This is a genomic window from Bacilli bacterium (genome assembly GCA_035326105.1).
GTDB lineage: Bacteria > Bacillota_I > Bacilli_A > RFN20 > CAG-826 > UBA7706.
In genome coordinates this window covers 145350-168776 of the sequence record DAOKYO010000001.1, presented here as the reverse complement: position 1 = coordinate 168776, position 23427 = coordinate 145350, and the positions used below count along the sequence as shown (strand labels likewise).

23 protein-coding genes are annotated in these 23427 nt (G+C 40.2%); 17 read left to right on the top strand and 6 right to left on the bottom strand.

Annotated elements, in window-relative coordinates:
* The first annotated feature begins 18 nt into the window (after positions 1 to 18).
* Both PKC96_00825 and PKC96_00820 read left to right on the top strand, forming a co-directional pair.
* Complete coding sequence (locus PKC96_00825) at positions 19 to 606, top strand: helix-turn-helix transcriptional regulator (GenBank protein ID HML99868.1); 588 nt, start codon at positions 19 to 21, stop codon at positions 604 to 606.
* A gap of 163 nt (positions 607 to 769) precedes the next feature.
* Positions 770 to 1873: an alanine dehydrogenase gene (locus PKC96_00820; protein ID HML99867.1), complete on the top strand. Its 1104-nt coding sequence runs from the start codon at positions 770 to 772 to the stop codon at positions 1871 to 1873.
* 73 nt (positions 1874 to 1946) lie between these two features.
* Here PKC96_00820 and PKC96_00815 read toward each other — a convergent pair whose 3' ends face one another.
* A complete protein-coding gene (locus PKC96_00815; protein HML99866.1) occupies positions 1947 to 3896 on the bottom strand; it encodes a lamin tail domain-containing protein in 1950 nt (649 codons plus the stop codon).
* 523 nt (positions 3897 to 4419) lie between these two features.
* Between PKC96_00815 and PKC96_00810 the strand changes: the two genes are divergently transcribed.
* Entirely contained in the window at positions 4420 to 5886 is a 1467-nt protein-coding gene (locus PKC96_00810) for an NAD(P)/FAD-dependent oxidoreductase (protein ID HML99865.1), read from the top strand.
* Positions 5887 to 6279: 393 nt separating this feature from the next.
* A complete protein-coding gene (locus PKC96_00805; GenBank protein ID HML99864.1) occupies positions 6280 to 7230 on the top strand; it encodes a hypothetical protein in 951 nt (316 codons plus the stop codon).
* Here the strand turns inward: PKC96_00805 and PKC96_00800 are convergent.
* Together PKC96_00800 and PKC96_00795 are read right to left on the bottom strand one after the other, a co-directional pair.
* The gene (locus PKC96_00800; protein HML99863.1) at positions 7205 to 8407 is read right to left on the bottom strand and encodes a hypothetical protein; all 1203 of its coding nucleotides are present in this window, start codon (positions 8405 to 8407) and stop codon (positions 7205 to 7207) included. The two genes, PKC96_00805 and PKC96_00800, sit on opposite strands and share 26 nt — an antisense overlap.
* A 5-nt stretch (positions 8408 to 8412) precedes the next feature.
* Complete coding sequence (locus tag PKC96_00795; protein HML99862.1) at positions 8413 to 9036, bottom strand: deoxynucleoside kinase; 624 nt, start codon at positions 9034 to 9036, stop codon at positions 8413 to 8415.
* A gap of 129 nt (positions 9037 to 9165) precedes the next feature.
* Here PKC96_00795 and udk point away from each other — a divergent pair, with 129 nt between their 5' ends.
* Complete coding sequence (gene udk, locus PKC96_00790; GenBank protein HML99861.1) at positions 9166 to 9792, top strand: uridine kinase; 627 nt, start codon at positions 9166 to 9168, stop codon at positions 9790 to 9792.
* A 58-nt stretch (positions 9793 to 9850) separates the two neighbouring features.
* Positions 9851 to 10468: a deoxynucleoside kinase gene (locus PKC96_00785; protein HML99860.1), complete on the top strand. Its 618-nt coding sequence runs from the start codon at positions 9851 to 9853 to the stop codon at positions 10466 to 10468.
* A gap of 85 nt (positions 10469 to 10553) precedes the next feature.
* Here the strand turns inward: PKC96_00785 and PKC96_00780 are convergent, their stop codons facing one another.
* The 3 genes from PKC96_00780 to PKC96_00770 all read right to left on the bottom strand — a co-directional run bounded on the left by PKC96_00780 (position 10554) and on the right by PKC96_00770 (position 13640).
* The gene (locus PKC96_00780; GenBank protein HML99859.1) at positions 10554 to 11360 is read right to left on the bottom strand and encodes an HAD-IIA family hydrolase; all 807 of its coding nucleotides are present in this window, start codon (positions 11358 to 11360) and stop codon (positions 10554 to 10556) included.
* Position 11361: 1 nt separating this feature from the next.
* Positions 11362 to 12840, bottom strand: a complete 1479-nt coding sequence (locus PKC96_00775) for an MFS transporter (GenBank protein ID HML99858.1) — start codon at positions 12838 to 12840, stop codon at positions 11362 to 11364.
* A 68-nt stretch (positions 12841 to 12908) separates the two neighbouring features.
* A complete protein-coding gene (locus PKC96_00770) occupies positions 12909 to 13640 on the bottom strand; it encodes a glycerophosphodiester phosphodiesterase family protein (protein HML99857.1) in 732 nt (243 codons plus the stop codon).
* A gap of 246 nt (positions 13641 to 13886) precedes the next feature.
* On the opposite strand from PKC96_00770, the gene glyA reads away from it, so the two are divergent.
* The 11 genes from glyA to PKC96_00715 all read left to right on the top strand — a co-directional run bounded on the left by glyA (position 13887) and on the right by PKC96_00715 (position 23420).
* Entirely contained in the window at positions 13887 to 15098 is a 1212-nt protein-coding gene (gene glyA, locus PKC96_00765; GenBank protein HML99856.1) for a serine hydroxymethyltransferase, read from the top strand.
* 163 nt (positions 15099 to 15261) lie between these two features.
* A complete protein-coding gene (locus PKC96_00760) occupies positions 15262 to 15669 on the top strand; it encodes a hypothetical protein (GenBank protein ID HML99855.1) in 408 nt (135 codons plus the stop codon).
* 11 nt (positions 15670 to 15680) lie between these two features.
* On the top strand, positions 15681 to 16466 hold the full coding sequence (locus tag PKC96_00755; protein ID HML99854.1) for a FoF1 ATP synthase subunit a: 786 nt from the start codon (positions 15681 to 15683) through the stop codon (positions 16464 to 16466).
* Between the two features lies 1 nt (position 16467).
* On the top strand, positions 16468 to 16743 hold the full coding sequence (atpE, locus tag PKC96_00750; protein HML99853.1) for an ATP synthase F0 subunit C: 276 nt from the start codon (positions 16468 to 16470) through the stop codon (positions 16741 to 16743).
* A 25-nt stretch (positions 16744 to 16768) separates the two neighbouring features.
* The gene (gene atpF, locus PKC96_00745) at positions 16769 to 17305 is read left to right on the top strand and encodes a F0F1 ATP synthase subunit B (GenBank protein ID HML99852.1); all 537 of its coding nucleotides are present in this window, start codon (positions 16769 to 16771) and stop codon (positions 17303 to 17305) included.
* Position 17306: 1 nt separating this feature from the next.
* A complete protein-coding gene (gene atpH, locus PKC96_00740; GenBank protein HML99851.1) occupies positions 17307 to 17849 on the top strand; it encodes an ATP synthase F1 subunit delta in 543 nt (180 codons plus the stop codon).
* 1 nt (position 17850) lies between these two features.
* Positions 17851 to 19377 carry a F0F1 ATP synthase subunit alpha gene (gene atpA, locus PKC96_00735; protein HML99850.1) on the top strand — a complete coding sequence of 509 codons (1527 nt, stop codon included), beginning with the start codon at positions 17851 to 17853 and terminating at the stop codon, positions 19375 to 19377.
* 2 nt (positions 19378 to 19379) lie between these two features.
* Positions 19380 to 20225, top strand: a complete 846-nt coding sequence (gene atpG / locus PKC96_00730) for an ATP synthase F1 subunit gamma (GenBank protein ID HML99849.1) — start codon at positions 19380 to 19382, stop codon at positions 20223 to 20225.
* Positions 20226 to 20236: 11 nt separating this feature from the next.
* On the top strand, positions 20237 to 21646 hold the full coding sequence (gene atpD, locus PKC96_00725) for a F0F1 ATP synthase subunit beta (protein HML99848.1): 1410 nt from the start codon (positions 20237 to 20239) through the stop codon (positions 21644 to 21646).
* 1 nt (position 21647) lies between these two features.
* Positions 21648 to 22088: an ATP synthase F1 subunit epsilon gene (gene atpC / locus PKC96_00720; protein ID HML99847.1), complete on the top strand. Its 441-nt coding sequence runs from the start codon at positions 21648 to 21650 to the stop codon at positions 22086 to 22088.
* Positions 22089 to 22208: 120 nt separating this feature from the next.
* A complete protein-coding gene (locus PKC96_00715) occupies positions 22209 to 23420 on the top strand; it encodes a diphosphate--fructose-6-phosphate 1-phosphotransferase (protein HML99846.1) in 1212 nt (403 codons plus the stop codon).
* Positions 23421 to 23427: the final 7 nt, after the last annotated feature.

Below are 23427 nucleotides of genomic sequence, written 5' to 3'. Positions count from 1 at the left end.
AAACAGTGGAGAAGAATTATGGAAAACTTAAAATCAATTATCGCCACCAATCTCGTGGAATTAAGAAAGAAACATCATTGGACTCAAGCCGAACTAGCCCTTAAATTAAATTATTCGGATAAAGCAATTTCAAAATGGGAGCATGGCGATGCCCTACCCGATATTGAAATTTTGGCTCAGATTGCTGAATTATATGGTGTCACTTTAGATTATTTGACACATGTAGGAACTTTTGAAGAAAAAAAGCAGTTTGTGAAGGTTAAGGAAAAGAAAGCAAACAAGTTGATTATTTCACTGCTATCCATCACTTTAGTGTGGTTCATAGCGATGATTTTATTTGTTTTCTTCCAAAGTCAATTTCCAACCGGAAAAATGAACTGGATTGTCTTTGTTTGGTCGGTCCCTTTATCCTGCATTATTGGCGTTATATTTAATTCCATTTGGGGAAAGACCCGTAACAACTTCTTTATTCTCTCAATCTTTGTGTGGTCGCTTTTAGCCGCGGCCTATTTAACTCTGGTTCAATATAATATGTGGTTATTATTCCTTTTGGGCATTCCGGCTCAAGTGGCAATTATTCTTTGGTCGCAAATAAAGGGAAAGTAAAAAGTAAAGCAACTATTATTAATACTGCAATTTTTTGATTACTAACTCGATTTGCGCAATCGGGCTTTTTTCGCTAAAATATAAAGGTAAGGTCGATTTCATAATCATTGAGTAGATTCCATCTTTTTATGGATGTCATGATCTTAAAAGGAGGTTGTTTTTTATGTTAATTGGAATTATTGCAAGTTCGACAAAAAAGAATGAAAAAAGGTATCCGCTTCATTACCAACATATTAATGAGTTGGACGAAGAGGAACGCAAGCAGCTCATTTTTGAGGAAGGATATCCGCATTTGGACAAAATCAAGCACCATGAGAGTTTAGTGATTGCTAGTCGAAAAGAAGTTTTTGATAAGGCCGACTTGGTAATTATTCCCAAGCCGACAAAAAATGATTTTCCTTTCTTTAAGGAGAGACAGATTATTTGGGGATGGCCGCACTGTGTCCAAGGGAAAAATATTACCGAGGAAGGAATTAAAAAACAGCTTACTTATATCGCTTTTGAAAATATGTACCAATGGCGAAACGAAGAAAAAGGAAGACATATTTTTGCTAGAAATAATGAATTGGCTGGCTATGCATCCGTTATACACGCCTTTTCTTCCTTAGGACTAACCGCTGGAATTTATGGTCCGGCATTCAAGACGGCAGTCATTGGATATGGATCAACCGGCAGAGGCGCCATCAGCGCGCTTCGCGGGTTAGGAGCCAATGACATAACAGTATTCACACGGCGGAGCAAATTTGAGCTTACTGATGCTTTGCCAGGAGTTAAGTTTAGACGCTATCGGGTAGATAGAAATGGGAAAACGATTATGGATGAAAAGCCCGCTAGTGAATCTTTGGCTGAATATGATGTGATTGTTAATTGTATTTTACAGAACCCCCTTCATCCAATAACCTTTTTAAAGCGAGATGACGCTTTACAAATGAAGCATTCTTTACTGATTGTTGATGTTAGCAGTGATGAAAAAATGGGATTTGATTTTGCACATCCAACCGGTTTTGACCAGCCTTCATTTGAAATTGGTAAAGTGACTTATTTCGCCGTTAATCACTCACCAACGTACTTTTTTGAGTCGGCATCATATGAAATCAGTGGAGCTTTGTTTCCATTTTTAAAGCACATAATAAATAATGGAACATATAAGGGCAATATCACCTTGGAGCGGGCTGTTGATATTGAAGAAGGTAAAATAACCAACAAGGCAATCATTGAATATCAGCATCGAGAAAAAACCTATCCTTATAAAGTGATTGTAAAATAATAATAAGTTATAGAAAATAAAAAGGCTTAGGATTTGATTCCTAAGCCTTTTATAAATTTAGTCTAAGAAACTATTAGGCCTCTTTTTTCTTATTTAAGATATAGAAACCAACTAGAGCGGTGAGACCAAGTGATCCAATAAGAACAATGTTTTGCAAAGAATTACCAGATTTATCTTCTGTCGGTTCCATAGTTGAACTTCCATTCGTAGCCACATAAGCTTCAATAAGATCCATTCTAGCCCGGGCATTAACAAATAATGTATCGCTGCTTGTTTCAAAGATAGTCTGTGAATCTTCAACCATATAGTTATATTCAGTTTGCAGTAATGGATACACAGTTTGGCAGCTGCCAGCAGCATTGCTTCCGATACCAGTCATCACATAGTCGGCAAACGCAGTGGCTTGTTCTAAGGCCGTAACGTCATGTGAAGCGAAGGTATGAGTTCCGACATTGTCAGATTGTTGATTAGCAATAGCAACCCATTCACCCATACTGAATGTTGTATTTGGTGAAGTAATACTTGGGGCTCTTCTAAGTGTCATATCTTTCGTACTGCCGGCATTGCCATCGGCGTCGGTTCCGGTCCATTCCGTTCCGGGATCTTGTCCGATAACACCGATAACGTCAATTAAAGTGTCATTTTTGTATAATCCAACAGCATCATTACCATTAAAATAAGTAATGCTTGTCTCAACGTATTTTCCAACTTTATAGGCAGAAGTGGCGTCTTTATTAACAAAACAGAAGGTTTCGCCATTTAGCAAGATGGTCTCTTCAGTAAATGTGTATGTATAACTTGCGGTATTAGCTCCATTGGCAAATTCTTTTATTGAATAGTCTTGTAAGTCAATTGAGGAACCCGTCCCGTTAAATATTTCAACAAGTTTATCGTTTCCAGAACTTGCTTCAATATATTCAGAAATAAATATTTCACTTGAATTAAGAACATCGCCAACATCGGCGTTTTCATTGGTTACTTTTACTTGGTAAGTAGCGGTTTTTCCACCGAAGGAAATGGTCGCTGACTGATTACCAATAACTCCAGAATTTACGCCAGTAACGGTAAAGCCAGAAGTTAAATCTACACTTTCATTATTGTAATTAGCAGTAATTGAAAGTCCAGTATAACTAAAGCTTTCGCCGAGCCCAAATGTAGTTTTTGTAGCCGGAGTTTTGATTTCAATTGAGTTTAACACAATCGCTTCAACGGTAATTCCGGTTATCGTAGTAGTTTTCTCAACTCCGCCAAACGAATAAGAAACAGTTAGGGAAGTAACACCAGTAGATAGTGATGAAGGCGTAATAGTCACTAATCCGGTCACATCATTGGAAGAACTATCATCAAAATAAGCTGTGACTTGAAGTCCCGCTGGATCAAAGTCCTCTCCATCAAAATAAGCTTTTTTGGTGGGTTCGTTTGTAACAGCGATGCTCGTTAATGCAACGCTAGATCCAGAGCCGGTTTCAAAGGAAATGCTTAATTCTTGCAGTCTGACATATTTCGAAGTTGTGATAGTTCCTACACTATCTAATGCCACCTTTATCGAACTAATGTTCTCGGGGTTTGCTGGTTTGACTACAGTAATTGTCGGCCCTTGCGCATATGATTCAGTAGAACTAGATAGATTGGTATTTCCTATTTGCGAGGAAAGAACATTGTTTTGACTATCAAGTAATTCTACTTTGAATACGCCTTGTTGTCCTGAGCCACCATAGGTTCCAATCTTGAATTCAACCACCAAATCGCTAGCTAAAACATTGCCTTCGCCAAATAAATTTGCCGATGTAGCCGAAGCATAGTGAGATAAAGTCGCAATTCCTATGTAATCACTACCTAGGTTTTGATAGCTTGTTGCCCAGTTATTTGTTTTTCCTGAGCCGAATTGTACAACTTCAGTCGTGGTAGCAGCCTTAACACCAACCACTCCGCTGTCGTTAGCTCTTAAAAAAGAAAAGCCAGCACCAAAGAGCAACATGGCACTAGCAAATAGAAAAAAGCCTTTTTTGAATTTAGTTCCCATCCTAAATATCTCCTTTTTTATTCAATTTTATTGTATAGGCCGACTTCTTTAACAAGATAATATTATTACACATGTGTTTAAATTACAACTTAATTTTTATTTGCTAGCGCTTCCAAAAATGTAAAAAATCGGTAAATATACATTGATTTATGCAATTCAATGAAAAAACAGATACTTAACCTCTAGTAAAAAAACAAATAATTATATTAATAAAAAATGCCATTTTTTTTAGAAAATTTCATTTATAATAATGCGATTGCATTAGATTTTTATTGGGATAAAAGGCTGATGTAAAGGACGCTTATTCAATATAAAACAAACACATAAGTTGCCATCTATTAAATTTTGTAAACCACGTGCATTTTAACAAATATAGAAGCTTACTCAAAGCATTTTTTTCCTCTCTATATTTTGAAACCGCTTTTGCTTTTTAATATTAAAAAAAACTACAAAAAATCGTCAAAAAAAGCATAAAACCCCTATAATTGATAAGGAATAAACTTCCAGGAAGTTGGATATAACTATGGATAAGTATAATGTAATTGTTGTCGGGGCTGGACCGATGGGTATTTTTACGGCTTATGAATTATCCCTACTGAATAAGGATGCAAAAATACTACTTGTTGATCGCGGCATGGATATTTATCGTCGGCATTGTCCAATTCATGATGGCAAGATTTCTAAATGTCCAGTCAATCGAGACGGAATTCTTGGCTGCTACCCGGCTTGTTCTATCACCAGCGGCTTTGGCGGTGCAGGAGCTTATTCCGATGGCAAGTTTAATATAACAAGTGAGTTTGGCGGATGGATGACAGAGTATCTTAGCGATGATGATGTCCTTGATCTAATCCATTATGTCGATAGTGTTAATCTTGCACATGGGGCGCCCGAACAGTTGACCAATCCTTATACCAAGGAAATAGAGGAAATAGAACGTCGCGGCTTGGCTCATGGTTTAAAGTTGTTGCGAAGTCAGGTTCGTCATTTAGGTACGGAAGTAAATTTAAAGGTATTGACCGGAATTTATGAGGATTTGAAAACCCGCATCGATTTCCGCTTTGCGAGTAATGTGACGGATTTAATTGTCGAGAACGGTCAAGTTAATGGAATTATAATTTCTGATAAAGAAAAAATTTATAGTGATTATGTTGTATTAGGTGTCGGCAGAAGTGGGGCAGAATGGCTTGATCACACCTTGAACAAATATGGAGTCGCATTTAAACATAATAAAGTTGATATTGGCGTGCGAGTGGAAACTAACGACATCGTAATGGAAGAAATAAATCGTTCGTTATATGAAGGAAAATTTATTTACTCCACCAGCATGGGGACGACAGTAAGAACATTTTGCTCTAACCCCTCGGGGCATGTCGTTATTGAAAATCAAGACGGAGTAGCGGTCTGTAATGGCCATTCCTACAGTGACCCCAGTCTTGGATCACACAATACAAATTTTGCTTTGCTGGTATCCCACGGGTTTGATGAACCATTTAAAGATCCGAATGCCTATGCCATAGAAATATCGCGCCTAGCCAATAAGCTTTCGGCCGGATCGGTTATTGTTCAAAAGTACGGCGATATAAAACGCAATCGTCGTTCCACCCCGAAAAGAATAGCGGAGGGGTTTGTAAAGCCGACATTGAAAGAAGCGGTGCCAGGTGATTTGGGACTCGTGCTGCCCTATAAAACGATGCGCTCCATCATCGAAATGATTGAAGCGCTTGATAGTGTTACTCCCGGCATTGCAAACGATCATACGCTTTTTTATGGGGTTGAGGCAAAGTTCTATAGTGCCCGTCCAAACATCAACGGGGAATTTGAGACTGCGATTAAGAATCTTTTTGTTGGTGGCGATGGGGCCGGACTTACACGTGGTTTAGCTCAAGCTGGAGCTAACGGGGTTTTTGTCGCGCGAGCGATTAATAGGCGAATTACTCGTTGTAGAGTTGTAAATGATGTGCGACCAATTTCTTCAAAAAAAGAAGAGTGATTTGCTAATATTATTTAGGCAACCATTTCTTTCATTATTAATTGTTCACTTTTTTGTAAAGGCGTGAGCCACCCGAATGAAGAACGGCAGATAGTATTTGATCGAACTATGTAAGCTTTCATTTGTTTGACTAAATCATTGTGGTTGTAGAAATGTGTGATAACGCGTTTAAATCTCGCACGGGAAATGTAATAAACTTTGCAGGGGTGATTTAGAATCCTTCTGTAAAGATTTCTGACCTTACAGGAATATTATAGGCTACCCCCTTTTTATTTCTAGGAAAGACTCACATCAATTGTAAAGTAACGGGCAATTAATAGGAAAATTACTCGTTAACTTGCGAATTATTCTTTGCCTCAGTAAAATAACAATGTTGGTAAGGGGATTAAAAGCATGGATAAAAAATTAAAATCTTTTTTCTTTTTTCTAATCTCAGCATTTTCTTTTGGCCTAGCATTGATGCTTATTCCACCAGGTCAGCCGGTTTTGGCAGATACGGGACCCAAGTCACAAATCAATATCACTATTGATAATGCCAACCCGAATGACGATTTATATTTTGGCTTTTTTTCGGATAAAGGCAGTGGCCCAAACTCGCTAATGGATGAAGACGCTGCCAGTGATTCCTATTTCAGCGCGGATTTAGAAGATCCGATTATTCAAAGATTCTATCAGGCAGGATTAGATAACGGCGGGTATTACTTCATGCGGATTTTTATGCTGGAAACCGGATATTTTCATAACACCAATTATCTGGGATTCACTTATATCGCTCCGAGCAATTTCAAATTGGGCATCTATGAAGCCAACACCGGAAGTTTACTTATGACCAATCCGGGATTGACTAAATTTACCTTTCAATCCGACTATGTTTTAGATTTACAAAACATAGATTTTGGAACCTTATCTTCAACTGCAACCAACTATATTATAGCGTCATCCATCTTGACTCCCGATGCCGACACGATAAATAACAATATTCTCCGTTTGCTAGGAAGAATCATTCTTACCATAGTTATTGAACTTGCGGTCGCCATTTTATTCAAGTATCGGAAATTTATCCCTCTATTGACGATTGCCATCACTAATTTGGTTACGCAGATTGGTTTGAATTTTTTTATTTTTAATGCGTATAAAACATCGGGCGACATTGGCTATACCTTAGGTCTAGTTATCGGCGAGGCAATTGTTTTTTCGCTGGAAGCGTTAGTATATTACACTCTATTTAGGTTATTTAAGCGTAAAGAAAAAATGGATGACATCGGTCATCCGATTCTTTATGCGTTAGTGGCCAATGCGGTTACATTAGCCATTACATTTATTCCCTTACTGGCATACCAGTGATTTTTTCCAAGTATTGTCTAATAACCAATGCCGTTTCTTTGTTACGGGCAATCATATGATGAGAATAAGGTGATTGATAAGTTTGATACATGGTGGTGTAGATGGGTTCATCTTTGTATTTAGGATTAATTTCTCTTCCCTCAATGGCGTCAAATCCTCCGTTCACCATCGCATTCATTAAATCATTGGGTGATTTTTTTTGAAGCAAGGCCTTGACGAAAAACCGTCCTTTTAGTTCAGGCATTCCACATTCGCGACAAACGAGACACCGATCAAAGACGGTATTCATTAAAAGACTATTCTTTTCGCAAGGCAAAACGTGTTCCCGAAGGAAAGTGACATCGTCATATTTAACATCCATCTGCGAGGAGACCGGAATAAAACCATCATATGATCTTCGCCAGCCAAGCAACGAATCGTTATAAACGCCGCAGGTGCTGACCACAAGCGATAATCGGGGACGATCTTTAGTTTTGTAAAAGTTCTTTTTAAGCCGCTCCAGGTAGTTGGGCGTTAAATACACTTTAGCATTTTCAATTAAGTTCTTGGTTTGTTTATCGGTGATTTTCCCACGGATAATCTGCCGAAAATAATTTCTAAAAGCCTCATCGCCGAGGTGAAGCAATCTAATCATTGTAAAGGCGTCTTTTACCGGTTGAACTTCGCTATAAGGCGAATTAATGGATATTATTTGATCAACCATGCCTTTGGATCGAACGGCAGTTAATAAATTAACGACTCCGCCTTGACTATGACCGATTAAAACAATGCGAGCCCGGGTTTTTAAATCCCGTTTTAAATAGCGAATGCAATACATTAGCCGCGAGACTTGAAGTTCAATTGTGGCATCGACATGGCGGCCGCAAAGACGGGGATTAATCAAAATATATTTTCCTTTGGTTTTGCCGGCCAATTTGCTTATTCGTAACAAACGGTTTTGGATATCGATTTCCGCCGTTTCATTTTTAAAGGCAATAATGCCTTTTTTAGGATCAGCACAATCCGTGCGATCAAGATTAAGAAGCGGGCCTCTTACATAGCGACGAGGGGAATCAAATATCAAATTGTTGGCGAGGGGAAAAAGGGCTTTTTCATCGGCGGCATAGCCCGAAACAAAAAACACGATGGTTGAAGGATTTATCGGAATGGTTTTGGCCGGTAAATTGATTTTTGACATATATTTTACTCGTTTTCTTTGCCTTGATTATATCGAGTTTCAATAAGCCTAGCAATACGCTGTATCTCGTTTAAATCCTTTAAGTCGCCCACTTCAATCATCAGTATGTTCTTCTGAGGAATACCAAACTCGCGATAGACTGCTTGAGCGACGGGATAATAGTTATCAAAGTGAAAATTCAAATAATTATCTTGGCCTTGCTCCATCTCCCGATTTCGATGATGGACATTTTGAAAAAGCACATCCTTCGGTCGTTTTATAATAATTTCTAAATCGAGTTTAGGCAGATGACGAATGTGTTGTTTGGCAATATCAAGCGACAACTGATATTGATGCTCATTCATATAGCCCGCAAGATGAAGTAGTTTCGTATAGATGATATTACTATAAAATGTCGAATCAAATATCACATTCTTTTGGTCTTTATGATCCCACATTAAAGTGAACATTGCGGCATAGAAAGCATTTTGACCTAAATAGGAGAAAAGATCTTTGTTCTCATAAAAAAAATTGAGATATTCATTTTTTTCAATCGGCTCTTTTATCAACTCATAATTAAAAAAAGCGGCGAGTTGCCGAGTCAGCAGTGACTTGCCGGCACCATTGGGTCCATTTATTCCTAAGCGCATATTTGTCCTCCGGGTGAACATACTTATTATAATCAAAAAAATGATGTTTTTGGTGATGTAAGCGTTTTATTTATTTTCCGGTTTTTATCAGCGTTTATAAATGCTAATATGGGGAAGGAGATAGTACGCATGAGCAAGGTATTCGTGATTGGAATAGCTGGCGGTACCGCTTCGGGCAAAACCACTTTGGCCGAAAATTTATTTACCCAATCAGAATGTGATACCACTCTCGTACTTAGGCTTGATAATTATTATCGCGATTTTCCGGAAATGCCTCTTGAACAAAGGCAAAAGCTCAATTATGACACTCCGGAATCTTTTGATGTACCGCTTATCGTCAAGCATTTAAAATCCTTAAAAGCCGGCAGGGAAGTTGCAATTCCCAGTTATGATTTTTCTTTTCATCGACGGAAGGAAGAGACACAAAAAGTAAAAGCAACTCCAGTTATAATCGTTGAAGGCATTATGGTTTTTGCCATTAAGGAAATCCGGGATCTGCTTGATTTTAAAATTTTTGTCGATACTCCGGCTGATGTTCGCTTGTTAAGGAGAATTCAGCGGGATATCAATGAACGGGGGCGCACTTTGACTTCGGTTGCCAATCAATACCTATCAACCGTTCGTCCGATGCATGATCTTTATGTGGAACCTTCCAAGGTCTATGCCAATATAATTATTCCTGAAGGGGGATATAATAAGGAGGCTACCGATTTATTGGTAGCCCGTATTCGTCAGATGGTTGAAGAAAGCCGTTAACACCTTTCCTTCAAACATTCCCAATTCGTTTTGCCACCTTAAAGGAGGTTCAACCAAAATGAGACTTGGAGTTATCGGCCCGACTGGTGCGGGCAAGTCGTTATTATCCCAGAAAATTGCTGACTATTATCACGCAACTTTAATCGAAGAGCCGGTGGCTAAATCACCCTTTCTTCCGATTTTCTATAACAACAAAGAGACAATGTCGTTTATCGCTCAAAATGCCTTTTATAGTGAACTATTTATTCTTCTTTACAAGGAAAGAAATAATGACAATATGGTCAGTGACTCCACGATGTTCTCCAATCTGGTGTTCAGTGAGCAACTTCATGGTGAAGGCTACATGGATCAGCATGAACTTGAACTTGTCTATCAAATCGCGGAGGAAGGATTAAGAGCGTTGCCAGAAGTGGATGTGCATATCGTCATTATGCGGTCCAACGAACAGTTGCTCGGTAACGTAAAAAAAAGAGGCCGCGCGATTGAGCAAGGACAGGAAGCTTATCTTTCAAAACATAACACTAATTATTACCCGGTTTTGAGAAAAATATTTGATTATTATAAAGTCAACGATAAGCATATACTGTGGCTTCCAATTACCGATATGGAAGATCCTAAGGAATTTGCTTCGATAATTGAAAGAATAAATCGGCAGTATAAGAAAGGGCTTGACTAAACCAACGAATTAAAAAAAGGCGGTTAGGATATTAAAATCTTAACAAGCCTTTTTTTCATCGCCGTTACTTATTTATACTTGTAGTCTATGGAATCAACTCACCGATAGAATTGACAACCCAGGTTGGCTGGCTTGAAGATGCCTTTAAATCATTTAAAGAGGCTTCCCCGCTTAAAACGAGAATAGAATCAACCCGAGCGTTAACCGCGCTTTGTATATCGGTATAAAGGCGATCGCCAATAACAACAACATCCTTCTTTTGTATTTGATATTTATTAGCGACAATCTCAATCATATCCGGCTGAGGCTTTCCAATAAAATAAGGCTTTTTACCGGTAGCCTTCTCAATCATAAACGCGAAGGAACCACAGTCGGGAATATAGCCAAAGTCAATCGGACACACCCAATCGGGATTGGTGGCCAAGTAAGGAATATCTTTGGTTGATAGTAGTTCACATAAGTCAACAAGCTTCTGATAGGTCAATTCTCGATCATAAGCGAGTAAAGCGCAGTCGGCCTCAACGGAAGATACCAATTGAATTCCTCCCGCTTTAAGCGCTTCAAGAAAGGAAGTGGTTCCGAGGGCAAAAACTTTAGCCTGCGGATAGTGTTTTTTTAGAAAAATTATCGTAGCCTCGGTTGAAGTAAAGAAATCATCCGCATCCGTTTTAATACCGAAGGCATCCATTCTTTGAATATAACTTGAAACCGATTGAGAAGAGTTATTAGTGATAAAAATATATCTGGCGCCCAGCTTTTTAATGTAATCTAAGAAGTTTTTGGTTTGAGGAAAAAGGACGGAACCATTATAGAGCGTTCCGTCTTGATCCAAAAGAAATAACTTTTTTGTTTTGATAATATCGAGCGAGTGATTAAAAATATCGAGTGTCATACTAATCTAAATCAATTTCCACAACCTCATCGTTGATTTGTTTGCTGTCGCCGTGACGGACAAAGAGCATCGTGACAAAGGCCAAAGCGGCAAAGACGGCACAATAAATAAATAGGACCCGTCGATCAATGAGATCCATAAGAATACCGCTAAAAATCGGTGTGGCAATTTGCGCAGCCATTGAAGCGGTGTAGTAGTAGCCGGTATAAACGCCAATATTAGACCCATGACTCATTTCCACGACCATTGGGTAGGAATTAACATTGATTGTTGCCCAACCGATACCGGCCAAAGCCATTGTAACAAACATGAGGAAGTTGGTTTCTTTAGTCACAAAGTAACCGAGAATAAAGGCCACGAGAAGAATAATAATTCCTCCGAGAATCGTTTTTCTCCGTCCCAGTTTGGTAGAGATGATTCCCACCGGATAGAAAGAAATAATCGCTGCCACATTGGCAATCATTAAAGCCAATGCCCACGAGGAGAAATCCACCACGTTGGTAGCATAATCACTAAACTTTGAAGTTGCCGCATTATAAGCCATAAACCAAAGGATAACGGAAGCTAAGATGAGCAAGAAAGATTTTTTGACATCCTTCGGCATTTTTTCCTTATATTTAGGATCGGCATCTTCTTTAGCGATAGTTTCTTTCTTTTCAATGCCATAACGGATGGAATCTTCTTCCATCGATTTTGACCAAGGAACCTCACGCACTAGAATCATAAATACGGAAAGCATCACCAGCATCAGTCCACCGATAAGGGCAAATAACGGGATGTAGTTTTGATAATCCTTACCCAGGAAGTTAGTCGCCAGTAAGGCCACGAGCCCACCGACAGCTCCCATTAGGTTTATCACCGCATTTGCTTTTGAACGTAAAGGTTTAATCGTTACATCAGGCATCAAACTAACTGCTGGAGTTCTAAAGGATGCCATAGCAATTAAAACAATCAGTAGAATACCGATGAAGGCGACAAGATATCCGGAATAATTGGTGGTTATCACTTGGAAAATATACGTACTACGAGCAGTAGCCACGACACTTTTAACTGGATTTGAGGTGCTAATTACTCCGTTGACCGTAAAATAAAAGCCATCCGTTCCTTCTAAAACTCCGGAAATGGCTTCCTTGGCGATGACCGCCTGTTGGAAAAAGTCGACAGCGGCCAAGCCGACAAAAATAACAGCGGCAACAATCGTGCCGATAAGAATGTAAGGCGTGCGTTTTCCCATTTTTGTACGCGTCTTATCCGATAAAGCGCCAAAAAGGGGAAGTAAGAAAAGGGCGATAATATTATCCAATGCCAAGAGAACTCCCGACCAAGTTTGGTTGAGTCCAAAGTCATTGATTAACATCTTCGCCACGATATTGTCATAAACCGACCAAAACATCGAAATAAGTAAGAAAGCGAAACCGACACTAAATGTCCGTTTCAAATTAAGCTTAGGCGCAGTGTGACCAGCATCCGACTTTGTCATAAATTATGCTCCTTTATGTTTTAAAACGACTTTCATCAACATATTATCACTTATTTGGCGGCTAAGCATTAAAGTTTTATCGTCTCAAAAATGATATTGTCGCTATATTTGCGCCCTTTTTGCAATTTCTCTTCACTGTTGATAGTCCAACTTAAAATAGGCATTCCTTTTTTCCTCAGTCGGCGTATGCGCCAGAAGGGAAGAAAATTTATGTCGTAAGAAACAAAATCAGGATGCGAAATTTTATTTACAAGTAAGGTTTTAAAAACAAAATGCACCATTTTGCTTTGTCCGGGCAAGTCCTTGCTGATTAATTGTCCGTAGGGAAAGCGGTTGGGATATTGCGCGCGGATATACTTAATGGCATAAGGATTAAATGATTGAACAGCCGTATTTTCCAAAAAGGGATACTTCTCAAGGGATTTCATAACGAGATCAACCAATTTTGGATTGAAATCATTTTCGACTTTTAGTTCGATAAGAAGTGGGACTTTACCGTTGACGAGGGCAAGAACCGCATCGAAAGAGGGGATTAGTTCGCCCCCAATCAGTAAAGGATATTCCTTTAATTCCTCGGCAGTTAAATTCTCCACAAGGCCGTCTTTACCGGTCACTCTTTTTAAATTGTTATCGTGGACAACGACAAGACTTCCATCTTTTATCAGATGAACATCCAGTTCAATTCCATAGCCAGCAGCGACGGCATTTTGAAAAGCTCCGAGAGAGTTTTCGGCGAATTGTTGATTATGCAATCCGCGATGGGCCAACGGAGTCTTCAAGAAATTAGTGAAGTTAGTCATAATAAATTACCTGAACTTTCTTTTTTAATTGTTTATTTTATGCCTATGTTTGTCAATTGTGTTTTGCGATTGATTACTGATATTGGTCGCATAAAGATGAAGAAATCTATATTGATAATTTTAATCCGTGTTTTTTTCGGTAAATTAAATAAAAGAAGAGTTTAAAGTAAAGACGGCGATTACATTTATTAATAATTTTTTAAAACATCATCTATAATAGAGAAATAAAAGTGAGGATTTAAGAATATGGATCCAAAAATTAAAGAGTATTTAACGGCCGAAACCAATCGGCAAAATAATGGGTTGGAATTAATCGCAAGTGAAAATTTCGCCTCCAAGGAAGTTCGCGCGCTTTGCGGTTCGATTCTTACAAATAAATATGCTGAAGGCTTTCCCGGACATCGTTACTACGGGGGGTGTATTAATATTGACTTAATCGAGAATCGAGCCATAGAGTTGGTGACAAAAATTTTCGATGCCAAATATGCTAATGTTCAGCCGCACAGTGGCTCCCAGGCGAATATGATCGCCTATTATGCCACTTTAAACCCGGGGGATAAAATATTATCGCTCGGTTTAGATGAAGGCGGACATTTAACTCACGGATCAAAAGTTAATTTTTCCAGCAAATACTATAATTTTGTTCATTACCATCTTTTAGATGATGGTCATATTGATTATCCGGGACTTTTAAACCTTGCTCAAGAAGAAAAACCACAGATGATTTTGGCGGGTTTTTCGTCCTATCCATATACAATTGACTTTAAAAAAATTGGCGAGATTGCTCATAGTGTCGGAGCGGTTTTTATGGTTGATATGGCCCACATTGCCGGTCTAATTGCCGCCGGGCTGCATCCCAATCCTTTGCCTTATGCCGATATTGTTACTTCAACCACTCATAAAACGTTGCGGGGACCAAGGGGCGGAATTGTGCTTACTAATAGCGAAGATATCATTGCCAAAGTAAACAAGGCTACTTTTCCGGGCCTTCAAGGCGGACCGTTAGAAAATATAATCGGAGCTAAAGCGCAATGCTTTTTTGAAGCCAGTCAACCCGAGTTTAAAGAATATGCACGCCAAATTATTGCTAACACGAAAGCTTGCGCCGAAGAATTTGAGCGTCTTCAAGATGTGGTAAGCGGAACAGACAATCATTTGTTTTTGTTAAACACCAAGGCGAGTTTTGGCCTTACCGGTGACAAAGTAGAAAAAATGCTTGAAGAAATTGGTATTACCGTCAATAAGAACATGCTACCTCATGATGAAGAGCGGCCGACGGTTACCAGCGGAATCAGAATTGGCTTTGCGGCGTTATCAACCAGAGGAATAAACGAAGAAGGGGCAAAGGATGTAGCCCGGATTATCGATAATTTTTTGAGGGGCACGGCTACGAAAGAAGAAGCTTCAGCGCGAGTGACGGAACTGGCTGCCGGATTAAAAAACATTGAAGAATTATAAATTACGCTTAGATGTTTTATAATAGGAACACAAAGTTTTTATGTTGGCAATGCCAAAGATACACCGGAGCATAAACCTTATTATCTATCAAGTTTAATTAGTTTCAAACCATAGTGGGTTATGTTATAATTTATTCGTCGTTATCGACCAATTATCGTAAATTATGGAAAATAAATCATTTAATCAACATGCGCTTCTTGCGGCGGCAATTATCTCCGCTTTAGGGACTATCGTCTTCGGAATACTTTGGGCGCTCATCGGCACGATGAGTTTGTTTTTAGGGTGGGTGTTGGGAGTGACTATCGGGTTTATAAATTATGGTCTAATCGCTTTTCAAACTTCGATGACAATCAGTGGGGATGCCCGACCATTGGCCATGGCGTTAGCAGGCGGTGGTTTCTTCATTCGCATCTTGCTCTATGGAGGGGCGATGTTTCTTTCCTTGTTTTTATGGAAGAAAGGATATGATGTCTTTAATGTATTCACTGTTTTTGGAGGCTTTTTCCCCGTTCGTATCGGCCTGTATTTTGCTGAATTCTACGAACGGAAAAAGCAAAGATCAAAATCTTAAGGTAAAGTAATATGCAGGCAATTATTGATTGGTTAGCCACAATAAATCTACCGGGAGAAATAATTACTTCAATTATTATTGTTTTTATTGTGCTGATTATTTCCTTAATCATATATTTTAAAGTAAAGCATACTGACCCGCTGAAACGGCCTCGAGGGATAGTCCATCTTGCTGAATTGATGGTTTCTTCCATTGACAATATGGTAAAGAACAATATGGGAACTAAATACCATCGCTATGGGGGGTATTTTTTGGCAGTCGCGATGTATATGTTCTTTGGCTTTACTATCGGTCTTATTGGTTTACCGACCCCGATGACCAATTATATGGTTCCTCTGTCATTGGCTTTGATTACTTTTATTATGATTCACGTCACGGCAATCCGCGCTAATAAGTGGAGGTACTTTAAGCGATTCCTGGATCCATTTGCCGTGTTTTTACCGGTGAATCTTATATCGATGTGGGCGCCGCTCATTTCACTTTCTTTCCGTCTATTTGGCAATGCTTTGGCTGGATGGTCAATAATGACTATTGCCTATTGGGCGACAGAATCACTTTCGACCGCACTTTTTGGATGGCTGATTCAAGGTGGAGTTTCAAGTATCTTTGTCGCTCCGCTGATTACTCCGTGGCTCCATATGTATTTTGATTTATTTTCGTCCGCCGTGCAGATTTATGTGTTTATTATTCTCTCGATGATTTTTATTTCACTCGAAGATCCAAGTCCGGATACAACCAGTGCAAAATCGTCAGGAGAAGTTAATAAAAAAGAGAGAATTATAGTAAAGGAGAACTAATATGTTATTGGATTTATTGAATTCTTTTTCTCGGATTTTAGCAGATGCCTCCGTTGGCGACGGCCTTATTGCTTTAGGCGCAGGCATCGCCATTCTAACGGGTGCCGGTTCGGCCATGGGCGAGGGCAAAGTGGTTGCAAAGACGATTGAAGCGATCATGCGCGCCCCCGAATTGGAAGGAAGACTGAGAAGCACGATGTTTATTGGCGTGGCTTTAGTTGAAACCACCGCCATCTATGCACTTTTAGTCGCTCTGTTGTTGATTTTCGTTTTCTAAAATATTTTGTTAGGGAGATGGTTTTATGTGGATTTTTTCCAGTGGTTCGCCGTTTAATGCCGATGATTTTTATCGCAAACTGATACCAGAAAACATCTGGTCTTTGGTTACGCAATTATTGGCTTTTGGTGTGCTTGTTATTATTGTCGTTAAACTCGTATATAAGCCGGTAAGGAAAATGCTTATAACGCGAGCGGATTACATTGAAAAAAATATCAAAGATGCCGAATCCCAGAAAAAAGAGATGGAAGACAAATTGGCGGCAGCCGACGCTCTCGTTCTCGAAGAAAGAAAAAAAGCGGTCAATTTAGTTATGGAAGCAAAGGCGCAAACTGAGGTGGCACGAGAAAAAATGATGGCGGAAGCCAAAGAGGCCGCTCGTCAGGAAAAACAAAAGGCGCTGGAAGAAATTAATCAGGCTCGTCAGGAAGCGGAAGCAGCAATTCATGATGAAATTGTTAATGTCGCCCTTTTGGCTTCTAAAGAAGTTTTGGGTCGGGAGATTAATGAAACGGATAATCGTCGCTTGGTTGATGATTTTATCAAGGATATAAAGAACTGATATGGAAAGCATTGCCGAGCGTTATGCGATAGCCCTATATGGTATTGCAAAGGAAGAAAAAAGAACTGATCAATATTTAGAAGCCGTTTCTTTTCTGCTTCGTGCCTTTCATGAATTTCCGCAATTTTATGCGGTTTTGACCTCCGAGTTTATTAGAAGAGAAGACCGCCATCGCATCGTCGATAAGGTTTTTAAACAATTTGATATGCCGTATCTGATTAATTTTGTGAATTTATTAATTGATCGGCGTCGGCTTCGCGATATCAAAGAAATAGCAAAAAAGTTTCGCTATTTAGTCAATGCGGATAAGGGAATTGAGGAGGGAATTGCCTTCTCATCGCAACCGTTGACGGATGGCGAATTAACAAAATTAAAGCAGGCGCTATCTGCCGTTCGCGCTCACCAGGTGGAGTTAACGAATCGACTGGAGCCGAATTTGATCGGCGGAGTTAAAGTTACTATTGGCGATGAAGTTTATGATGGTTCGGTCAGTCATCAAATAAACGAGTTATTACTCAAGTTGCGCAAAGGAAAGGCGGAGTAACATGACAATCAATACAAATGAAATCAGCGCTTTAATTAAAGCGGAAATCAAGAATTATAAAACCCAAATTGTCGCTAGCGATGTGGGGACCATTGTGAGTATTGGCGACGGTATTGCTATTATCTATGGATTAGACAGCGCGATGCTTGGCGAATTACTTCTCTTTCCCGGCGATGTTTATGGGATGGTGCAAAATTTGGAACCGGACAATGTCGGTGCCGTTCTTTTAGGCGATGATTATGAGATAAAAGAGGGCGACACAGTTAAGCGGACGGGTAAAGTGGTGGAAGTCCCGGTTGGCGACGGACTTATCGGCCGGGTAGTCAACGCTATCGGCCAGCCAATCGACGGTTTAGGTCCAATTAAATATTCTAAGACAAGACCAATTGAGCGAATTGCTCCCGGAGTTATGCTTCGGCAACCAGTCAATGAACCTTTATTGACAGGCATCAAAGCCATTGATTCGATGATTCCAATCGGAAAAGGACAACGGGAATTGATCATTGGCGATCGACAAACGGGGAAAACGGCAATCGCCATCGATGCGATAATCAATCAAAAAGGAAAAGATGTTCTTTGCGTATATGTCGCTATCGGCCAAAAGCAGAGTAGTGTGGCAAATATTGCCGATCGTTTAAGGCATGAAGGAGCGATGGGATATACGACGATAGTTTCGGCTACCGCCAGCGAACTGGCTCCCCTACAAATGATTGCTCCATTTGCTGGAGTAAGCATTGCCGAAGAGTGGATGGAACAAGGAAAGAATGTCTTAATAGTCTATGATGATTTATCAAAGCATGCGGTTGCCTACCGCACATTGTCATTACTTTTGAAAAGGGCTCCTGGCCGGGAAGCTTATCCCGGAGATATTTTCTATCTTCACTCGCGGTTATTGGAAAGAGCCTGCCGTCTTTCGGATGAAAACGGCGGCGGATCGATTACCGCTTTGCCCATCATTGAGACGCAAGCCGGCGATCGCTCGGCCTATATTCCGACAAATGTTATTTCTATCACCGACGGGCAAATATTTCTCATGTCCTCACTTTTTGCGTCAGGTCAAAGACCGGCGATCGACAGCGGCCAATCCGTTTCTCGGGTTGGCGGATCAGCCCAAATAAAAGCGATGAGACAAGTGGCGGGGTCGTTGAAAATCGAATTAGCAAACTATCGTGAACTGCAAAGTTTTTCCCAATTCGGCAGCGATTTGGATTCTTCCACCAAAAGGGTGCTGCGGCACGGGGAAGTGCTGATGGAAGTTCTGCGTCAACCGCAATATACCCCCTTTAAGTTGGAGCAAGAAATTTTTGAATTGCTGATTGCTAAATCTCGCCTTTTGGAGAATATTCCCCTATCTTCAATTCATACTTTTTTAGAGGAAGCATACGGAACCTTGACCATACAGCATCCGGAATATTTAGCTTCTGTCATGCAAAACAAAAAATTTGTCGATGATTTAGAAGAGAAAATAGTGACATTTGTAAAAGATCTGTTATCCACTAAGACATTTACAAATGATGAGGCAATCTAATTATGTCGGTTGCAATGCAGGTAACGAAACGCCGTATCACTTCAATCAAGGCCACGAGTAAAATTACTAAAGCTATGAAATTAGTGGCGATAACCAAATTAAAAATATGGCAGAAGCGCTACGAGGAGAACAAGCGTTTTTCGGATGACTTTATTGAGCTCATGCGGAATACGATTAATACCGATGAAGAAATCACCTCGGTTTATTTTAGTGAGCAAATAGAGGCCGAAGGTGATTTGCATGTCATCATTACTTCATCGCTTGGATTATGCGGATCTTTCAATAATGCCATCTATGCGAAAGTGGAACCGATTTTGAAACCGGCGGATGCGCTTGTTATCATCGGCCGGCGCGGTCATCGTCACTTTCAGGATACCCCCTATACCAAAATTGAAAACTTTATTGATTTAGGCATTGATTTTGATGAAACGAGATTCTTAGCTTCTTTTATCCGGCATGCCTATGCACAAAAGAAGTATAGGCGAGTCATCGTTCATTATACGGAATATCTTAATTCCCTATCAAGTCGGGTAAATAGCGTACAGTTGCTTCCTTTAAAAAATGCAAAAGACACTCCGTCACCTATGGAAAATCTTCACCCGGGAGCAATTGTGGAACCGACAAGAGAAGAATTCTTTATTAGTTTACTTCCAATATACATAAACTCTCGCCTATATTCGTTCTTGCTAGCCTCTCAGGTTTCTGAGCAAAGCGCGAGAAGAAACGCCATGGAGCAAGCCACCAAGAATGCTGATGATTTAATTGATCGATTAATGATTGAATATAATACCGCCCGACAAGCAGCAATTACCCAAGAAATAACGGAAGTAATTGCCGGCGGAAAGTGAGGATCAAGCACATGAACAAAACAAAATTAGCGGAAGGCAAGATAATTCAGGCTATCGGACCGATTATCGATGTTCAATTCCCCGAGGGGCAACTCCCCAATCTTTTGACCGCTTTAGAGATACCGTTATCAAAGAAGGAACCATTGGTGGTAGAAGTGGCTCAGCATATCGGAGATGACGTGGTACGAACGGTCGCCATGGGACCTACGGACGGGATAGTTCGAGGAATGAAAGTGTTAAATACCGGTGAGCCGATATCCGTTCCGGTTGGAAAATGTACCCTCGGCCGAATGTTTGACGTCTTAGGGCGCCCAATTGACAATAAGGGGGGAGATTTTTCCCATGAACTTCATCAGCCCATTCATCGTAATCCACCATCTTTCAAAGATCAGAATGTCAGCCATGAAATTTTGGAGACCGGAATTAAAGTTCTCGATTTGATGTGTCCATATTTAAAAGGCGGCAAAGTCGGGCTTTTTGGCGGAGCGGGCGTAGGCAAAACCGTTCTTATTCAAGAATTGATTCATAATATCGCCACCGAAAAGAGCGGTATTTCAGTTTTCGCGGGTGTCGGTGAAAGAAGCCGCGAAGGCAATGACTTATATCTAGAAATGACAAAGAGCGGAGTCCTTGATAAGACGGCGCTTGTTTTTGGTCAAATGAATGAGCCGCCGGGCGCAAGAATGCGGGTAGCGTTAACGGCACTTACAATGGCGGAGTATTTCCGAGATACGGCCCATCAGGATGTCCTGTTGTTTATTGATAACATATTCCGTTTTTCACAGGCTGGAAGTGAGGTTTCAGCCTTGCTCGGCAGAATGCCTTCCGCAGTCGGTTATCAACCGACTCTAGCCACGGAAATGGGGCAACTTCAAGAGCGGATTACCTCGACCAACAATGGCTCAATTACTTCCATTCAAGCAATTTATGTTCCCGCGGATGATCTCACCGATCCAGCTCCGGCGACAACTTTTACTCATCTTGATTCGAAGACTGTTCTCGATCAAAACATTGCCGCATTGGGCATTTATCCCGCGGTCGATCCCTTGGGCAGCAACTCACAGGCGTTAAGCCCGGAATATGTTGGCGAAGAACATTATATGGTTGCGCGACAAGCGCAGGAGATTCTTCAAAAATACAAAGAACTGGCGGATATTATCGCTATTCTGGGAATGGATGAACTTTCAGAAGAAGACAAAGGAGTGGTAAATCGGGCTCGAAGATTGAGAAATTTCCTTTCACAGCCCCTGCATGTAGCCGAGGCTTTTAACAATCAACCGGGTATTTTTGTGCCGGTCAAAGATACAGTTCGTTCAGTAAAAGAGATCATTTCCGGCAAGTACGATAATCTTCCCGAACAAGCTTTTCTGTATGTGGGAACGATAGAGGATGTATTGCTAAAAGCGGAGACACTCAAGTAGTATGGAACGATTGACACTGGAGATTCTTACCCCAGAAAGAAAGAAATTTTCTGGAGAAGTAGATCTTGTTCATGTACCCACTAAAAGTGGTCCTTATACAGTGTTGCCTAACACCTATCCTTTGAATGTGGTCATTGAAACGGGTGAACTTTATTATCAGGTTGATGGTCAGCAGATAAGTTTTGCCATCAGCGGTGGGGTCTTGATGGTAAAAAAAGACATCACGACTATCTTAGCCGAGACGATTGAAAGGTTTGATGAAATTGATTCTGAACGCGCAAAGATGGCAAAAAAGCGGGCCGAAGAAATTATTGCCAAGCAGGAAAGCAACAAAGATGTTAAGAAGGCGACGGCAGCCTTGATGCGGGCCTTAACTCGACTTAAAGTCGGTGAATATAGCGGTGATTTTGATAAAAATCCGTCTGATTCCGACCTTAGTTAATGAATTAAAAGAGAGTGGCAATGCTCTCTTTTTTAATTATTTAAGTAATTTCAGTTATTGTTAACGCTTTCATTATGTTTATAATAGTAATTAGCAAAGAAATATTAGAGGAAAAAATTTATGAAACGAGCATTGCTTTATCTCCAAAGTGGAGGGCCGACGGCGGTTATCAACACTTCCTTATATGGTGTCATTAAGGAAGCTAAAAAACACCCCGATTTAATTGAAGGGATATATGGATCCCTATATGGAATTGAAGGATTATTAAAAGACAATATTATTGACTTAGAACAGGAAGAGGCGGAGCAAATTGAACTTTTGAAGCAAACGCCAGGGGCAATACTTGGATCGACGCGCTATAAACTAAGCAAAGATATTTCGCATGAAGATTATCAAAAGATTCTTTCGACCATAAAAAGACACAATATCGGATTTTTACTTGTCAATGGCGGTAATGACTCAATGGATACATGTCATAAACTGAGTTGCTTCTTTGGACAGAGCGATTACGATTGCAAAGTTATAGGGATTCCTAAGACGATTGATAATGATTTGTATTTTACCGATCATTGTTTGGGGTATCCCAGTGCGGCCAAATATGTTCTTCAAACGCTGCAAGATATTCAAATTGACAATCATTGCTACGACAAAGGAAAAGTTGCTATTGTCGAAGTTATGGGGCGCAACGCCGGCTGGTTAACGGCCGCGGCCGCGCTTTTGCCGTCTTCGCTTCGTGCGGATGACATATTTTTACCGGAAGAGAGTTTTGATTTAGAAAGATTCTTGGAACGGGTTAAAAAAATCTATGAAGCAAAAGGAAAAGCCTTCATTGTTATCAGCGAGGGTGTGCAGGCGTTTTTACCCGGAAAAAATATTTCGGTTGACGCCTTTAACCACATTCAATTGGGCGGAGTTGCTAATATGCTAGGAGAAGAACTCAAGGAGCGATATGGGATTCCGGCTCGGCCGATTGAATTCTCTTTAATGCAACGGGCGGGAACTGTGCACATTACTCCTACCGATCAAAAAGAGGCGATTAAAGTTTCCTCAGTGGCGGTTAAACGAGTTATTGGCGGACATTCAAACGCCATGGTAATCATTAAGCGCAACCTTGACAAAAAAGGTGTCTATCATTCAACCTATGGTCTAAAACATCTGAGCCGAATTGCCAATGCGGAAAGAAAAATGCCACCGGAATTGATAGCGGACATTCATGGCGAAGGTCAACTCATGCGCGAGTATCTTTTGCCTTTAATTCAGGGCGAAATAAAACAGAAATTTAGAGATGGCATGACCCAATACGCCTGCTTTAAAAAGATTAAAGCAGAGTAGTTTTTGC

What these genes read in the sequence shown, in the direction of transcription:
- glyA (HML99856.1), top strand. Translation starts at nt 13,887, where the DNA reads ATGGATCCAAAAATTAAAGAGTATTTAACGGCCGAAACCAATCGGCAA.
- atpG (HML99849.1), top strand. Translation starts at nt 19,380, where the DNA reads ATGTCGGTTGCAATGCAGGTAACGAAACGCCGTATCACTTCAATCAAG.
- PKC96_00775 (HML99858.1), bottom strand. Translation starts at nt 12,840, where the DNA reads ATGACAAAGTCGGATGCTGGTCACACTGCGCCTAAGCTTAATTTGAAA.
- atpA (HML99850.1), top strand. Translation starts at nt 17,851, where the DNA reads ATGACAATCAATACAAATGAAATCAGCGCTTTAATTAAAGCGGAAATC.
- atpC (HML99847.1), top strand. Translation starts at nt 21,648, where the DNA reads ATGGAACGATTGACACTGGAGATTCTTACCCCAGAAAGAAAGAAATTT.
- udk (HML99861.1), top strand. Translation starts at nt 9,166, where the DNA reads ATGAGCAAGGTATTCGTGATTGGAATAGCTGGCGGTACCGCTTCGGGC.
- PKC96_00800 (HML99863.1), bottom strand. Translation starts at nt 8,407, where the DNA reads ATGTCAAAAATCAATTTACCGGCCAAAACCATTCCGATAAATCCTTCA.
- PKC96_00805 (HML99864.1), top strand. Translation starts at nt 6,280, where the DNA reads ATGGATAAAAAATTAAAATCTTTTTTCTTTTTTCTAATCTCAGCATTT.
- atpD (HML99848.1), top strand. Translation starts at nt 20,237, where the DNA reads ATGAACAAAACAAAATTAGCGGAAGGCAAGATAATTCAGGCTATCGGA.
- PKC96_00770 (HML99857.1), bottom strand. Translation starts at nt 13,640, where the DNA reads ATGACTAACTTCACTAATTTCTTGAAGACTCCGTTGGCCCATCGCGGA.
- PKC96_00810 (HML99865.1), top strand. Translation starts at nt 4,420, where the DNA reads ATGGATAAGTATAATGTAATTGTTGTCGGGGCTGGACCGATGGGTATT.
- PKC96_00755 (HML99854.1), top strand. Translation starts at nt 15,681, where the DNA reads ATGCAGGCAATTATTGATTGGTTAGCCACAATAAATCTACCGGGAGAA.
- PKC96_00760 (HML99855.1), top strand. Translation starts at nt 15,262, where the DNA reads ATGGAAAATAAATCATTTAATCAACATGCGCTTCTTGCGGCGGCAATT.
- PKC96_00815 (HML99866.1), bottom strand. Translation starts at nt 3,896, where the DNA reads ATGGGAACTAAATTCAAAAAAGGCTTTTTTCTATTTGCTAGTGCCATG.
- PKC96_00825 (HML99868.1), top strand. Translation starts at nt 19, where the DNA reads ATGGAAAACTTAAAATCAATTATCGCCACCAATCTCGTGGAATTAAGA.
- PKC96_00780 (HML99859.1), bottom strand. Translation starts at nt 11,360, where the DNA reads ATGACACTCGATATTTTTAATCACTCGCTCGATATTATCAAAACAAAA.
- PKC96_00795 (HML99862.1), bottom strand. Translation starts at nt 9,036, where the DNA reads ATGCGCTTAGGAATAAATGGACCCAATGGTGCCGGCAAGTCACTGCTG.
- atpF (HML99852.1), top strand. Translation starts at nt 16,769, where the DNA reads ATGTGGATTTTTTCCAGTGGTTCGCCGTTTAATGCCGATGATTTTTAT.
- PKC96_00785 (HML99860.1), top strand. Translation starts at nt 9,851, where the DNA reads ATGAGACTTGGAGTTATCGGCCCGACTGGTGCGGGCAAGTCGTTATTA.
- atpH (HML99851.1), top strand. Translation starts at nt 17,307, where the DNA reads ATGGAAAGCATTGCCGAGCGTTATGCGATAGCCCTATATGGTATTGCA.
- PKC96_00715 (HML99846.1), top strand. Translation starts at nt 22,209, where the DNA reads ATGAAACGAGCATTGCTTTATCTCCAAAGTGGAGGGCCGACGGCGGTT.
- atpE (HML99853.1), top strand. Translation starts at nt 16,468, where the DNA reads ATGTTATTGGATTTATTGAATTCTTTTTCTCGGATTTTAGCAGATGCC.
- PKC96_00820 (HML99867.1), top strand. Translation starts at nt 770, where the DNA reads ATGTTAATTGGAATTATTGCAAGTTCGACAAAAAAGAATGAAAAAAGG.